15 protein-coding genes are annotated in these 13,995 nt (G+C 66.6%); 9 read left to right on the forward strand and 6 right to left on the reverse strand.

The annotated features are described in order from the left end of the window. The first annotated feature begins 576 nt into the window (after positions 1–576). Together KTR9_RS24705 and KTR9_RS24710 are read left to right on the forward strand one after the other, a co-directional pair. Positions 577–867, forward strand: a complete 291-nt coding sequence (locus KTR9_RS24705) for a WhiB family transcriptional regulator (RefSeq protein ID WP_044507446.1) — start codon at positions 577–579, stop codon at positions 865–867. A 126-nt stretch (positions 868–993) separates the two neighbouring features. Beyond that, positions 994–1,344, forward strand: a complete 351-nt coding sequence (locus tag KTR9_RS24710; protein ID WP_014928664.1) for a hypothetical protein — start codon at positions 994–996, stop codon at positions 1,342–1,344. Positions 1,345–1,369: 25 nt separating this feature from the next. On the opposite strand, the gene KTR9_RS24715 is transcribed toward KTR9_RS24710, so the two are convergent. After that, complete coding sequence (locus tag KTR9_RS24715) at positions 1,370–2,845, reverse strand: MDR family MFS transporter (RefSeq protein ID WP_049942618.1); 1,476 nt, start codon at positions 2,843–2,845, stop codon at positions 1,370–1,372. A gap of 121 nt (positions 2,846–2,966) precedes the next feature. On the opposite strand from KTR9_RS24715, the gene KTR9_RS24720 reads away from it, so the two are divergent. Beyond that, positions 2,967–3,578: a TetR family transcriptional regulator gene (locus tag KTR9_RS24720; protein WP_010843847.1), complete on the forward strand. Its 612-nt coding sequence runs from the start codon at positions 2,967–2,969 to the stop codon at positions 3,576–3,578. 9 nt (positions 3,579–3,587) lie between these two features. Here the strand turns inward: KTR9_RS24720 and KTR9_RS24725 are convergent, their stop codons facing one another. Beyond that, positions 3,588–4,877, reverse strand: coding sequence for a DUF1214 domain-containing protein (locus tag KTR9_RS24725; RefSeq protein ID WP_014928666.1), 1,290 nt, complete (start codon positions 4,875–4,877; stop codon positions 3,588–3,590). 53 nt (positions 4,878–4,930) lie between these two features. Between KTR9_RS24725 and KTR9_RS24730 the strand changes: the two genes are divergently transcribed. Beyond that, entirely contained in the window at positions 4,931–5,335 is a 405-nt protein-coding gene (locus KTR9_RS24730) for a YidH family protein (RefSeq protein ID WP_014928667.1), read from the forward strand. Further along, a complete protein-coding gene (locus KTR9_RS24735; protein ID WP_014928668.1) occupies positions 5,332–5,709 on the forward strand; it encodes a DUF202 domain-containing protein in 378 nt (125 codons plus the stop codon). The genes KTR9_RS24730 and KTR9_RS24735 overlap by 4 nt, the downstream gene beginning before the upstream one ends. A 58-nt stretch (positions 5,710–5,767) precedes the next feature. Here the strand turns inward: KTR9_RS24735 and KTR9_RS24740 are convergent, their stop codons facing one another. Beyond that, positions 5,768–6,814, reverse strand: a complete 1,047-nt coding sequence (locus KTR9_RS24740; RefSeq protein ID WP_014928669.1) for an ABC transporter substrate-binding protein — start codon at positions 6,812–6,814, stop codon at positions 5,768–5,770. 107 nt (positions 6,815–6,921) lie between these two features. Here KTR9_RS24740 and KTR9_RS24745 point away from each other — a divergent pair, with 107 nt between their 5' ends. Next, a complete protein-coding gene (locus KTR9_RS24745) occupies positions 6,922–8,328 on the forward strand; it encodes a DUF1254 domain-containing protein (protein WP_014928670.1) in 1,407 nt (468 codons plus the stop codon). A 12-nt stretch (positions 8,329–8,340) separates the two neighbouring features. On the opposite strand, the gene ggh is transcribed toward KTR9_RS24745, so the two are convergent. Then, complete coding sequence (gene ggh, locus KTR9_RS24750; protein ID WP_014928671.1) at positions 8,341–9,681, reverse strand: glucosylglycerate hydrolase; 1,341 nt, start codon at positions 9,679–9,681, stop codon at positions 8,341–8,343. 85 nt (positions 9,682–9,766) lie between these two features. Between ggh and KTR9_RS24755 the strand changes: the two genes are divergently transcribed. After that, complete coding sequence (locus KTR9_RS24755; RefSeq protein ID WP_014928672.1) at positions 9,767–10,447, forward strand: SDR family oxidoreductase; 681 nt, start codon at positions 9,767–9,769, stop codon at positions 10,445–10,447. A 30-nt stretch (positions 10,448–10,477) separates the two neighbouring features. On the opposite strand, the gene KTR9_RS24760 is transcribed toward KTR9_RS24755, so the two are convergent. Continuing rightward, complete coding sequence (locus tag KTR9_RS24760; RefSeq protein ID WP_014928673.1) at positions 10,478–11,866, reverse strand: DUF1254 domain-containing protein; 1,389 nt, start codon at positions 11,864–11,866, stop codon at positions 10,478–10,480. 237 nt (positions 11,867–12,103) lie between these two features. On the opposite strand from KTR9_RS24760, the gene KTR9_RS24765 reads away from it, so the two are divergent. After that, complete coding sequence (locus tag KTR9_RS24765) at positions 12,104–12,895, forward strand: hypothetical protein (protein ID WP_148281232.1); 792 nt, start codon at positions 12,104–12,106, stop codon at positions 12,893–12,895. Positions 12,896–13,008: 113 nt separating this feature from the next. On the opposite strand, the gene KTR9_RS24770 is transcribed toward KTR9_RS24765, so the two are convergent. After that, positions 13,009–13,431 carry a PLD nuclease N-terminal domain-containing protein gene (locus KTR9_RS24770; RefSeq protein WP_238553996.1) on the reverse strand — a complete coding sequence of 141 codons (423 nt, stop codon included), beginning with the start codon at positions 13,429–13,431 and terminating at the stop codon, positions 13,009–13,011. A 236-nt stretch (positions 13,432–13,667) separates the two neighbouring features. On the opposite strand from KTR9_RS24770, the gene KTR9_RS27490 reads away from it, so the two are divergent. Next, positions 13,668–13,925 carry a hypothetical protein gene (locus tag KTR9_RS27490; RefSeq protein WP_014928676.1) on the forward strand — a complete coding sequence of 86 codons (258 nt, stop codon included), beginning with the start codon at positions 13,668–13,670 and terminating at the stop codon, positions 13,923–13,925. Positions 13,926–13,995 lie beyond the last annotated feature (70 nt).

Below are 13,995 nucleotides of genomic sequence, written 5' to 3' on the forward strand. Positions count from 1 at the left end.
TATGTTTCACGGGGCGTACTCGCGGAAGGTGATACGTCGATGACGTCGCCGTACCACCCGCGACGCGGTCGACTCCCCTCAGTGGACTTTGTCCCCTGTTATGAAACAAGCGTCGTGTTTCGGAAGTGTGACGACTCTGTAATGGCGTGCTACGCGACTCGCCCACCTCCCCGAGCGACGGCACTCGCGCACGATGATGTCCGGCCGCCGCGCCCCGGCGAGCGCTGTCCGTTTCGGACCCCAGCGCCCCGGGTACCGCGGTCGGCAAGCCGGTTCAGCCCCTCGCGAGCGATCCGGCCCAGGTGCCCGGTTGAGAACCCAGCCGGGCACCGCCCCGGCGTCCCGTTCTCTCCGAACCTGCGACCGTCTCGTTCGGTCCCGCTTTTCGCCCAGCGCGGCAACGTATCCCGCGACCTTGTTGCGTCTGCGACCAGACTCTGACAACATACGTTCTCAGTTTGATCGGAGGGCTCTGTGGGACATCGTCGTCAGTGGGTGACGGTTGCCGTCGCGGCCGGAGAAGCGGACGCGACAGTTTGTGCGAGTGACGTCGTCGACCGCGGTGGGTCGTCTGACGTGCGTCCCACCTGTACCTCGAACCCGGACGCGTGGTTCCCGGAACAGGCCGCCGGACCCCGGAGCCTGGCGAACCGTCAAGCCCTCGACGGGTGCGTCCGCTGTCCGATCCGTTCCAGCTGCGCCCGACTCGCCCTCGACGATCCGACCCATCTGACCGGGATCTGGGCGGGTGTCTACGTTCCCCCGCCGGGGAACCAGCACCGGGCGCGCACCCATGCGCTGAACCGCCTGCAATCCATCGGCTTTCCGCAGACGCACCCGCACGAGGACCGCCGGACCACAGCGTGAACCGGAACAGGTGATCGACGCCCCACGCTCGCCGACCGCGGGAGTCGCGATTACCTGAGAGGTAGTGGCTTTCACGACGCCCCGCGCCGAATCTGGGATCAGGACGATTCCCGGAGAAGGTGTCCGATGACCGCCGCACCGACCATTGCGAGCACACCGACCATCGCGAGCACGAGGCCGCCCACGCTCGTCGCACCCACGACCTCGAGCCCACGCTGGCTGACTGCGGTGATGCGGTGCGACCGGGCCCTGTCGTCCTGGTTCATCGGAGCAGGGTTCTTCTTCGCGCCGATCCTGCTGGTTCTCGACCCGTGGCCGGTCGCCGTAGCCATCGCCTGGGTGGCGATCTCGGTGTCCGGGTTGTGGCTCGGCCTGCTCGGCGCGTTCATGGCCGCCGGTCTCGCCCAGGTGCTGCGCGCGGGCGACGAGATACCCGACGAGTTCTGGTCCGGCCTGCTGGACTACCGAACCCGGTGAACGGGCGGACCCGGAAGCCGGAACGCTAGGCCGGCTCGGGTACTCCGACCTTCGGCGCACCGGTTCGGCCTCGGACGAGCGCGGCCGCCGCGATGAGCACGAGCGACAGGCAGGCCGCGACGACAAACGCGAGATGAATGCCGTCGGCACCCGCCTGCAGCGGGTCCACCCCGTCGTCGACGGCCGACTGCGTACCCCGCGACATCAGCGTGATGAACAAGGCGGTCCCGGCCGCCCCGGCGACCTGCTGAACCGTGCTGACCGTCGCGCTCCCGTGCGAGTACAGTTCCGGGCTCAGCGATCCCAGCGCCGAGGTCATCAGCGGGGTCAGACCGAAAGCGATTCCGGCACTGAGGATCACGTGGGCCGCGATCACCATGCCCAACGACGATCCGGCGTCGAGCGTGGTGAGCAACCACGTACCCGCGCTGACGGCCACCGTGCCGGGCAGAACCAGCGGTCGCGCGCCGACCTTGTCGAACAGCGCTCCCACGAACGGTGCGAGCAATCCCATCACGAGACCGCCGGGCAACAACACGAGGCCGGTGGTCAGGACGTCCTTGCCCATCACATTCTGTAGATACAGAGGCAGCAGGATGAGAGCGCCGAAGAGGGTCAGCATGAAGCCGGCCATCAGCACGACGGCCAGGCGGAACGGCGCGATCGCGAAGGTCCGAAGATCGAGCAGCGCCAGGCCGCGGTCGGCGAGCTTGAGCTGTCGCACGACGAAGAGGGCCAGCGCGATGGCGCCGACGAGCAGCGGCACCCAGGCCGGGATCGGGGCGTGACCGCCCGCCGACTCTCCGATGCTGCTCAGGCCGTAGACGACTCCACCGAAGCCCAGTGCCGACAGCGGGACCGAGATGATGTCGAGCTGTGCGGGCCGCCGCTCGGTGACATTGCGGACGAACACCCCGCCGAGGACCAGCGCGCCGATCGCGATGGGCAGCACGATCCAGAACATGGCCCGCCAGCTGAGGGACTGCAGGATCAGACCGGACACCGTCGGTCCGACGGCCGGTGCGACGGCGATGACGATGGAGACCAGTCCCATCGTCCGGCCGCGGTTCTGCTCCGGGACGACGTTGAGGATCGTCGTCATGAGCAGCGGAACCATCAACGCGGTGCCGGATGCCTGGACCACGCGCGCGATGATCAGCAGCTCGAATCCCGGCGCGAGGGCGGCGACGAGGGTACCGACGGTGAACAGGGTCATCGCCGCGATGTAGATCGACCGGAGGGTGAACCGCTGCATCAGATAGCCGGTGATCGGGATGACGATCGCCATGGTCAGCAGGAAGCCGCTGGTGAGCCACTGCGCGGTGGCGGCGGTGATGTCGAGGTCGGTCATCAGGGTGGGTAACGCGACGCTGAGGATCGTCTCGTTGAGGATCACCACGAAGGCTGCGACGAGCAGCACACCGATGAGCAGCACGGCGCTGCGATCCGTGCCGGTGTCGGTTCGATTGTCGGTGCCCTGCAGGGCGGCGTTCTCGGTCACTGTCGTTCTTCCATCACGTCGGTCGTCCGGTCGATCACACGACGAAGCTACCGGATCATGGCAGCGTCTGCCAAAGTGGCAGAAAATGACACCTCGACGAGGTGCGCGCTAGGCTCGACGCATGCCAGATTCCTCCGAGACCGGTGGGTTGCGCGCCCGCCGTCGGGATGCGACCCGCATGGAGATCCATGAGGCCGCGGTGGACTTGTTCGAGCGCAACGGTTTCGACGAGACGACGGTCGACGAGATCGCCACCGCCGCAGGGGTCTCGCCGCGGACCTTCTTCCGCTACTTTCCGACCAAGGAAGAGTGCGTGCTCTTCGACCGCTTCGGCTTCGAGCAGGCACTGGACGCGCGTCTGGCCGACATCGATCCCGACAGCCTGGCGCTCGCCGACATCGAGAGCGTCTATCGGGCGCGCCTGGAGGGGTTCGACGACCGCAGCGACGACGTGTCGGCACACTTCCTTCGAGTGCAGAAGCTGGTGCTGGCGACCCCGACCCTGAGCCGCGCGGCACTCGGCCGACACGCCGACACCTGTCGGCGACGACCCGAGTCGCTCGGCGACCGCAGCTCGGCGCGGACCAAGAGTCAGATCCGGATGATTCTCGAGATCGCCAACCTCGAGGTCCAGTGCGCGTTCGAGGAGTGGGTCGAGTTGAACGAAACCGGCCAGGGCCCCTCACTGCTGGACGTCTACGACGATGTCTGTCGTCGTATCCGGGAGTTGTGAGGCGAGGAGCTATCCGATCCGGACGATCGCCGGCGGCGCCCACGACACGTCCCGCGGACCGTACAACCGAAGCATCACTCGGAACTCGTCGGGCGGACACGGGAGCCAGTTCGCCGCAAATGACGGACTCGCGTTCTGGATGAGGAGGGCGAGCGTCCCGTCGCGGCTCGTCCGGAGGCCGGGCGTCCGGTCGGTGATCGCGTGTCGCCCGATGACGTTCTCGCACAGGAGTCCTCGCCGGTGGTACATGGTGAGCGACCAGAAGTGATCCGCAGGGGGCAGGTCGTCCGGCGCGAACGTGATCGAGTAGCGATGTGCTCCGGTCAGGGAACGACCGAGATCGTCCGTCTCACATACCGGATAGACCGCCTCGGCGGCCGGATTGACGTAGATCTGCGAATGGGCCACCGCCGCTCGGAGGAGGTGATCGTCCCCGAAGTCCGTGCCCGACTCGTTGATCGCCCAACCGTTGACGGTGCGGCCGAGCGCCGAGACGTGTTGCGCGATCCGGTCGAGCCCCGCGGCGAGGCCACGGGCGACCAGCGCCCTCCCGTCGCCTGTCGCGTCGTCGGCCAGCGACTTCCGTAAACGTAGCCGTGCCTCGACGACCCACGGAGGTATGTCAGCCATCGGCAACCCGGCCATCGCGGAGTCGAGCGAGTCGAGGAACCCTTCGGGGCTGAGTACCTCCTCGTCGCGACTCCGGTGCACGAGTGCGACGAACGCCTGGTCCGACTCAATCGGCGGCGACGGCGGACCGACCAGTTCGATCAGATCTTGAAGTCGTTGCGCTGCAATCAGGTCCGTCGGCACGGCGGGGTCGACGAGCACACGGATCGCCACCATGACGTACCGCGACCTGCATTCGAGACGGTGACCGGCGTGCGCGAGGCCCGACCCTCGGGTCAGCCGCAGGGGCGGCATCGTCGCGCCGTGCGTCCGGAACCCCATCACGGCCGCCGTCGACGAGTCCGCCTCCCCGACCTGCACGCTGTAGTAGCGACTGCCGAAGTCGGGCAGCCGCAGTTCGAAGTCCCCGGAGTCGAGGTCGAGAAAGGCCAGCGAGTAGAGGGTGTCGACGTTGGGCGCGACGCCCGCCGTCAAGGTGTGGTCGGACAGGCGACGCTGATGCCCGAGCTGGTTGAGCGGCGCGCCTGCCGAGGTCGGCGGCCGCGGCGCGAGCGGGTCGAGCGGGCACGTGAAGCGAAGACGCAGTCGCTGCGCGAAGACCAACGGATAGCCCCAGATCTGTAGATCCCGGGCCGTCTCCACCACGGCAGACGAGTGAAACGTGGTCATGATTGACTCCCGTCAGGGTAGTTGAAGTAAGTTCACTTCAGTAAGTAGGTTTGATGAGCGGGTTCGACGAGGGAGTGACGTTGCCGCAGAACCAGACACCCACAGCCCGCCGCCGACCCCGGTGGGTGTACGCCGCTGGAAGGGAACCGGATGCCCGGTTCAGCCTCGCGAACGAGCGAACGTACCTTGCCTGGATCCGGACATCGCTGGCGCTCATGGCCGCCGGCGTCGCGTTGCAGGCCTTCGAGATCGGGGGCGGTTCCGTCGCGGGCGTCGTGGCGTCGTTGCTCCTCCTCGGCACATCCATCTGGTTGCCAGTGCAGGCGTGGTGGAGTTGGGCACGCACCGAACGACAGTTGCGGCGGGAGCGCCCCCTTCCCGCACCGCACATGACGGTGCCGCTCTCGGTGCTTCTCGCCGTCATCGGCTCTCTCGTGATCTGGGCGGTTCTCGGATGACCGCGGCGGGGGCGCCTCCACCCCGGATCACCGATGGTGGACTACAAGTCGAGCGCACCAGTCTCGCGTGGCAGCGGACAGGATGTTCCATCGTCGTCCTCGTGGGCGTCGGCGTACGTCTCGCCGCACATCTCGATTCCGCGTGGATCACGACAGTGGTATCCATGGTGGGTCTCGTTGCGGCCCTTGCGGTTCTGACCATCATCCGCCAGACCATGCCGGACCGGCGGGCTCTTGCCCTCGACAACGACACCGGGCAGGTGTACGTGCGGAGCACTGCCGCGACCCGGGGCCTGCTCATGAGTGCAGTCGTGGCCGCGATGGGTGCCGCCGCGCTGCTCGGCGTGCTCGCCATGGCTTTCGCCGGCCGTTGATCGCGCAGCAGAGCAGAGGCCTCGGTCCTCCTCGGCTCCGAGGCCTCCGCCCCTGGCACTACCCGGTGAACATCTGCTGCCACGCCTGCGAACGTTGCTTGACGTAGTCCGGCGTCAGTTGACCGGGGTCGGGCGACCGGATGGCTTTCGCGTCGGCTGTCGACCCCGGGATCCCCGGTAGCGCAGTGGCGACGCCGATCGCCTGCGCTGCTTGCCCTTCCGGACTGACCAGAAAATCCGCGAGCAACTGGGCCGCGTTCGGATGTGGCGCCACCGCGGTGATGTGCCCGAAGAACGGTGTGCCCCAGGACGGGTTGGGCAGCGCCCAGTCCACCGGCGCACCGGTGGCCGCCTCCTGCACGAGCGGTTGGACCATCGGCGAGACGACGACCTCGCCGGACGTCAGCGCCTGTGCGACACCGATCGCACTCGGGAAGATGCGCGGTTCGAGACCTGCCAGCTTCTCCTCGAAATCTGCACCGAAGTGCTGACCGTAGAAGTCGTAGAGGTCGACGAATGAGGCGACCCCGTTCGGGTTCACGATTCCGATCCGGCCTCGAAACTCCGGTTTCAGTACATCCTGCGGATTCGTCAGGCCGGCGGGAACGGCGTCGGTGTTCCATCCCATGCCGAAGGTCGCTGCCACGGTGAGGAAGAAGTCACCGTTGCGAATACTCGTGTCGGGCTCGTAGTCGGGATTGTCGAAGGCCGGTCCGCGCACGGACTGCGAGAAGTCGCCGGATTCGCCCGCTGACGAGATCCAGGAGGTGTCGGTGACGACGTGAACGTCAGCCGCGCCCCGACCGGTTCGATTCTCCGTCTCGATCCTCGGATTCAGGTCCGCGTCCGTACCTCGGACGAACTCCATCGTGATGCCCGGATACTTCTTGCTCCAGGCCTTCTTCACGTTCTCGAGAATCACGGAGTTCTGGCTCGAGTACAGCAGCACCGAGCCCTCTTCTTCTGCAGCCGCGACCACATCGTCCCAACTGCCCTCGACGGCCGTTGTCGTTCCCGAACTGCCACCACACGCCACTGTCGTCACCGCGACGGCAGCGGTAACTGTGGCGCACGCGAGGTGCTTGACCAGTGTTCTGACCCGCACGTTCCCTCCTTAGTTGAACTGACATCAGTTCACCAGCTACTGTAAGTGATGTCAATCACTCGGCTGTCCGAGGGTGGGTACAGCCCGATTTCCAAGGGAGCGGAATCGTGACGCGTGTCGAGAACGACCGGGGATACACCACGTACGACCCGGCAACCGCCGACCAGCTGACGTGCTCATCGGCAGATGACGTGCGTCCGATATCGCCTTGGGCGCGACGATCACTGGCGCGAGCGGTGGCCCAGCAGGCAGTCATCTACGGGCTGCCGTCGGTGTATCAGTACGCCTCGATGTGCGCGCAGTGTGCACCGGACGACGAGGAGGCACCTTGGCGACTCAACGAGCTCGAGCACGCGCGCCGACCCGCAGATGCCCGGTACCAACCTTTCCGAGTTCCCAATGTCGACACCCTGTACTCGAACGGATGGCTCGACCTCACTGCCGGGCCCGTGATCATCGATCTTCCCGACTTCGGCGACCGCTACTACACGCTGAACTTCCTGGACGCCTACAGCAACGCCAGCAACGTGAGCGCGCGGACGCATCCCGTGCAGCCGCGCCGACTCATGGTGGCCACGACCACCTGGGCCGGTGACATCCCGGCGACCGTCGATCTACTGCGTGTGGCGACTCCCGTGATGTGGCTACTGTTGCGGATCCAGTACTTCGACGTCCATGAGGACCTGCATGTGGTCCATCAGATCCAGGATGATGTGGCAGTCAACGCACCCGCGACCGGTACACGTCGATGGCCTGTCGTCGATCAGGGCACCGTCGAGACGTCGCCAGACGAGTTCCTGGTTGCACTGAACGCGTCGTTGCGGATCAACGGCGTGCCGCACACCGACGCCGCACACGTCGACCAGTTCCGCATCCTGGGCGTGTCCCCCTCGCCTGCGGTCACCAGACCAGAGGCCGATCCGGATGTCGTGCAGGGCATCCGGGACGGTTTCCACGACGCCATGCGCCTGTTGAAGGAGTCCAGACCGCTCTTGGGACGCAAGACCGCGAGCGGCTGGACACGGGTGCTGGACAAGGGCGCCCACGGCACCAACTTCGTCGCCAGGGCAGTGATGAACCTGGTCGGGCTGGGCGCGAATGTCGTCGAGGAGAACTGCTCGTACAACACCTACGTCGACGCCAACGCAACCGTTCTCGACGGTGGTGTGGCCAGCTACCGAATCGGTTTGTCGACACCCCCACCCGCGCACGCCTTCTGGAGCATCACCCTGTACGACGCCGACACCGGCTTGTTGTACGACGCACCCGGCGGACGTCACAGCATCGGTACCGCGGTCAACCGTACTGACGAGCACGACGGATTCCCCGACATCGTCGTCTCCACCGATCGACCGCAAGCTGCGGACCAGGAGTGGTTGCCGTGCCCGGCGAAACCCTTCTTCCTCGTGCTGAGGATCTACCAACCCGCGCGCTCGGCGCTCCGCGAGGAGTGGACCCCGCCACCGGTCGAGAAGCTCGAGGAGCGCGCGACGGCGAAGCCGAACAGCGCGTAGCGAGTCCGACTGTCAGTCAAGCCAATCCAGCACCGACGCCGCGGTCCAGCTCTGCTGCATACTGCCGAGCGGCTCACCGGTGAACGGCTCGTAGTACTCCGCGAACGAACCGTCGGTGGCCTGACGGAGTCCCTCCTCGCGCAGACGCGCGGACCGCTCGGTCCAGCCGCGTCGGGCGAAGGCCCAACTGAAGAGCCAGGTCATCACCGGCCAGACCGGACCGCGCCAGTACTCGCGGGGGCGGAAGTCCGCCGAGATCGGTGACGTCGACGGCGGGACCGCGTAGCGCAGGTCCGGGTGGCCGCAATACCGCGGACCGTCGAAGAGGCGCAGCAGAGCGCGTTCGCGTTCCCGGGAGAGGCCGCCGCACAGCAGCGGCGCGAACACCGCGATCGTCTCGGTGTTGATCCACGAGTTGGCCCGCAGGTCGAAATCCCTTGCGGCGCCGTTGCGGTCGTTGGCGGCAGAGACAACACCGGCCCGGAAGCGGTCGGCCCACGCGCGGAGGTCCCGCACATCCGACCGCGGCTTGGAGTAGTCCTCGCCGATCGTCGCGAGCACGTCGCAGGCGACGGCGAAGATCGCGCTGACGAAGACGTCCTCGACGGCGAAGCTCATCGCCTTCGGGAGCAGCTCGTCGTCGTAATTCGCGCGCTTCATCTGCTCGACGAGCCAGATGTAGCGGTCGTATTCGAGGTCGGTGGGACGCATCGAGAAGTCGTCGACATGGTCGAGGTCGGCGCGCTGGTACGGCGGAAGGTCCGCCCCAGGAACGACATTGGCGTATGCCGAATCCCAGCGGGGGGAATTGTCCATACCCGATTCCCAGCCGTGGAAGATCGTGATCCGGCCGCGCCCGTTGGGATCCCGTGCGTGCGCGAGCCAGCGGTGCCATCGGACGAGGGAACTCCAGCGCCGGTCGATGAACTCGTTGGCGACGGCACGCGTGGTGCGACCGTGGCGCCGGGAGTGATCGAGGATCCGCTGTACCGCGATCGCGTGTACCGGTGGCTGGGTGATGCCGGAGGTGTCGGGGAAATCCGGCGCGCACTCGGCCAGCCGGGCGCACTCCCAGCGACCCGGCCCGGGGAAGTAGCCGTCGCGACCGTTCGCGAACACGATGTGCGGGATCATGCCGTTGCGCCACTGCGCCGACAGCAGGGTGTCCATCTCGATGACAGCCCGCTCGACCGACAACGGTGCGAGGCCGACCGTCACGAACGCCGCATCCCAGCTCCACATGTGCGGATACAACTTCGGTGCAGCGCTTGTCATCGTGCCCAGGTCATTGCCTCGGAGCAGGTACGCGGCACGTGCCGACAACTGCGTTGGGGTGAATCCGTACCTGGCCACGTCGACGATTGTGCACCGCCCCGTCGGCCTCTGCTCATCGAGCCCGACGGGGCTCCCGGTCACCGAACCCCAGTAGGGTCGGGGTGTGCCCACCGCGTTGATCACCGGGGCGAGCCGTGGCCTCGGAGCCGAGATCGCCCGCCAGCTCGCACCGACCCACGACCTCCTGCTGGGCGGTCGCCCCTCCACCGAACTCGATCGACTGGCCACCGAACTCGACGGCGCGAGCACCTTCGCCGTCGACCTCACCGAATACGACGAGGTCGAGGCCGCCGTGGAGGCCATCAGCGAACTCGACGTGCTCGTCCACAACGCCGGGGTGGCCAGCAGCCTCGAGCCGGTCGCGGAGACCCCGGTCGAGGAATGGCACCACATCCTCGAGGTGAACCTCGTCGCCGTCGCCGAACTCACGCGGCTGCTCCTGCCCGCCCTGCGGGCGGCCGGCGGCCACGTGGTCTTCATCAACTCGGGTGCGGGACGCCGGGTGAACGCCGGATGGACACCGTATGCCGCGAGCAAGTTCGGGGTCCGCGCTCTCGCCGACGGTTTACGCGCCGAGGAACCGGCCCTCCGGGTGACGTCCGTCTTCCCCGGGCGGATCGACACGGACATGCAGCGCGACATCGTCGCCATCGAAGGAAACGAGTACGACGGGTCGAAGTTCTTGCGTCCCGCGACCGTCGCCCGTGCGGTCGTACAGGCCGTCCACACCCCGGCCGACGCCCATCCGGAGGAGATCGTGCTGAGGCCCACGGGCCGGGGCTGACCCGTCCGAACCGGCTTCGCCCGAACCGGTCTAGGACGACCGGACGATGTCACCCAGTTTCCAGCTCCGGTCGAAGTAGCTCTCCAGCGGACCGTACAGGCGGAAGTACGAGAACCAGTGCTGACCGGGGACGGTCTGTATCCAGTTGCTCTCCCGGCCGGCCGGTGCGTGCGGCCCGAAACAGAGGTCCACGGAGCCGTCGTCGTTGTAGTCGAGATCGGCGTCTCGCGATCCGCGGTCGCCGCGCTGCTGCTCGTTGTCGACGAGACATCGCGTGTCGGCGTCGTACACCGTTGCCGACCAGAACAGTTTCGCCGGCGGGTCTGCGGGGACGCGCAGGGTGTAGTCCTGTCCGCCGTCGAGCCATTGGTCGTCACTGTCGGTGTAGCAACTCAGATACGCCTGCCCGAGCCCTGGGGTCGTGCTCTTCATCGCTGCGGAGAAGCTCACCGCCTCGTAGAACCACGCGGCCCTCTCGAGGAGCTGATCGTGGAATCGGGCACGCTGGCTCGACTGGTCCAGTGCCAGCACGAGGTCCCAGTGCCGATCCGGCCAGTACGTCGAACCCGGGAACCGTTTGGCGAAGGTATTCGCCTGAGCCATCAGTTCCCCGGCGGCAGCAGCGGTCTCGAGGATCGACGTCACCCGGGAGTCGGGCTCGAACGGTTTGCCTTTCTCGATGCCCAGCGCGGCGAGCATGGCCATGTAGAACCGGTCGCGCTCGTCGACGACTTCGCGTTGATAGATGTCGTGCAACCGGACCCAGTAGTCGAGTCCCCGGGGTTGATCCCCCGACCAGGGCCGTCCCTCGGGAGACACCACCCTCGTCGCCGGCGGAGCGGCCCGGTCGGCGAACGGGTAGATCCGGACCTGCTCGACGAGGTGCTGGGCTCGCGCTGGGTCCGGGTCAAGGGTGCGAAAACCGAACATGATGTTCATCCCGCTGGCGTGCTGGACGTAGACACCGTCAGCCGAATCGGGCACAGTCCCGCCCGGAGGGATGACGAGGTGCTTGCCCCCCATCCCACCATCGGGCCCCATCTCCCCCATGACCCCGATCTCTCGCTGCCAGAAGTCCGACAGGCCGCCTGCGGTCGGTCCCGGTGGGAGCTCGATCACCAGCGGACCGGTCTCACCCAGGTCGAAGAAGTTCAGGATGTACGGGGTGGTGGCATTGGCGGTGATCAGGCCGAGCCGATCCCGGTAGGTCACATAGTGGACGATGTCGGATTCCGTGGCGCCGAACACCTCCCGGTGGACCTTCTGCCACTGCGCATACGACACCAACGGCAGCGCCCAGAGGTAGACCTGACAAGCCATCTGATAGTCGAGTTCTTCGAACACGAGGGGTAGGTCGTCCCGGTGCGGGAGTTCGCCGTCGCGGCGAACCTGCCCCAATCGACCCGGCAATGCACTCACAGGAACCTCCGGACTTCGGCACGCGCGACGACGTGGGTTGCCAGAACGCCGGCACGGCCGACCATGCCAGTGTGCATCAGCACGGCGCAGCGACACGGCCTTTGCGGCAGTCGGCGCGGCGCCGGCGAGCCAGGTGTCCGAAGCTGGACGACGCTGGGGAATGGGACGTACAGTTCGTGCTCAGGTGCATCGGGACCCGTCGCCTTCGTGCTGCGGACCGCCTACCTCCCGGTGAACATGGTGATCACACCCCCGCCGTCGCTGACGGTTCGGATTGCGTTGTTCGAGTACGGATGCTGTCGCACACCGCCTGCGGTCGGGGAGACCGTCGCGGGCACACTCTTCGCCCATCCCACCACGTCTGATCGGTCGCCGGTACGCGTGGCCAGCTGGGACCGCGATCGCGACCTGATCACTGTCGATGGAGGGATCGCGCGGTGGGAACCGACCCGCGGCAACCCCTTCGACCAACCCGTCGGCATCTGGCTGTCCTGGCACTCCGACGGCGTACCCGGCGTCGAGGCCACGGCAACCAGCACCCGCGTCGGCCAGATCTACCTCGGCACGACTGCCGACCCAGCCGGCGAGACCGTCCGGCCGGCGGAGCGCGTCGAGAGGTTTCCCGAACCCCTGATCACCCCGGCCGGCGCGTTCGAACCGAGCGGCGCCCTCGTGACCCTCACCGACCTCGTGCTCGCCGAACCCACCCCACAGCAGATCACCGACTATCGGGCAGAACTGGAAATCGCCAGGCGAACACTCCACATCACCGCACCACCGACGTATTTCGGGCCCACCGTTGCTGACCGCGGGGACCGGATCGCCGTCGACCTCGACAATCCCGCGGCCCAGATCAGAAACCGGCCTCCCGGCATCGGCGGACTCGTCACCGGCGTCATACGCCAGATCGACGAAGCTGTCCCCGGCCCGGCCGGAATAATCGCCTACCGGCGCGCACCAGCCGGCACCCCCACGTCGGACATCACCAACAACATGTTCGTCGCCTTGGTCCTCGACGAGCCATCATGACCCAGCGGCAACATCCCCAGCGAGGACGGAGTCCATTTCAAGGCGATCGCAGTCGTTGGCGCAGAGACGAAGTGGACATCTGAGTGAGGTCGGCCCGAGTGTTGCGGCCGGGGTCAGGCGACGTCGCCGTCCTGCCGGCGGCGTCGGCGTTCGAGTTCACCTAGCCGGCGCTGCTCCTCAGCGCGTGCGCGGACCTGTCGCAGGAACTCCGCATCTGCGGCCGGGTCCTGCGGCACATACCTGCCCGGCCGGTCATACTCCGGAAACTCCGACACCACTGCCCGCGACGCTCGACGCTCACCCGGGCCACGTGGCGCTCGGCGCCGACGGCGAGCACGAGGACGGCCGAAGATCAGCCACACCACTGTCCCGACGATCGGCACGGCGATGACCATCAACAGCCATCCCCACCGCGGGAACAACCGCACGCCGGTGTCGTCGCGGCACAACACATCGATCAATCCGACCACCCACGCCAACAGGACCAGACCAACAATCACCGAGGAGTAGGGCAGCGCCGGACTACCGATCATCATCAGATCCCACAACACCGCGTGCCCACCCACTTCACCCGAACCGACACCAACCTCCGCGCATGCTTTCACACCCGGAACGAAACGGATAGACACAGTTTCGAGGACAACTCGCCGGGCCCGGGCCGGGAGTTCCCGTTTCTGTGAAAGCCCGCAAATATCCCCACTATTGGGCCTGAATTGATATAGTTAGCTCTGCAAAGCATCGTGTTGACAGCGCAGCTATTCGGGGAGCAGCAATGGCAACAAATGAAACGCCGAGCGAGGAAACGGCCGCGCATTCTCAGGGAGGCGTCGCACGTCCCGGCTGGAGCCTGGGGACGCGAGCAACCATTGTTCTGGCCGCAGTCACAGTCGTGCTGTTTGTCCTACATGTTGTTGTGTCAGCTCCTGCATGGCTCGTGTGGATAGCCGGCGGGTTCACGCTGGCTGCGTTCGTCGGGGCGTTGATCCGACGAGCGCAACGCTCCGCCGAGCTTGAGCAAGACCTCTACTGAGAACCGCCTGGCCGCGGGCAGGCATGTGGTGGCGGACCTTCCTGGGTTCTGCATACTTTCGTCACTGGTG

The sequence above is a fragment of the Gordonia sp. KTR9 genome (genome assembly GCF_000143885.2).
Classification (GTDB): Bacteria; Actinomycetota; Actinomycetes; order Mycobacteriales; family Mycobacteriaceae; genus Gordonia.

Coding starts and splice junctions, on each gene's coding strand:
- KTR9_RS24735 (WP_014928668.1), top strand. CDS start 5,332: ATGACCGCGGCGGGGGCGCCTCCACCCCGGATCACCGATGGTGGACTA.
- KTR9_RS24765 (WP_148281232.1), top strand. CDS start 12,104: ATGGTGATCACACCCCCGCCGTCGCTGACGGTTCGGATTGCGTTGTTC.
- KTR9_RS24710 (WP_014928664.1), top strand. CDS start 994: ATGACCGCCGCACCGACCATTGCGAGCACACCGACCATCGCGAGCACG.
- KTR9_RS27490 (WP_014928676.1), top strand. CDS start 13,668: ATGGCAACAAATGAAACGCCGAGCGAGGAAACGGCCGCGCATTCTCAG.
- KTR9_RS24725 (WP_014928666.1), bottom strand. CDS start 4,877: ATGACCACGTTTCACTCGTCTGCCGTGGTGGAGACGGCCCGGGATCTA.
- KTR9_RS24770 (WP_238553996.1), bottom strand. CDS start 13,431: ATGATGATCGGTAGTCCGGCGCTGCCCTACTCCTCGGTGATTGTTGGT.
- KTR9_RS24730 (WP_014928667.1), top strand. CDS start 4,931: ATGAGCGGGTTCGACGAGGGAGTGACGTTGCCGCAGAACCAGACACCC.
- KTR9_RS24720 (WP_010843847.1), top strand. CDS start 2,967: ATGCCAGATTCCTCCGAGACCGGTGGGTTGCGCGCCCGCCGTCGGGAT.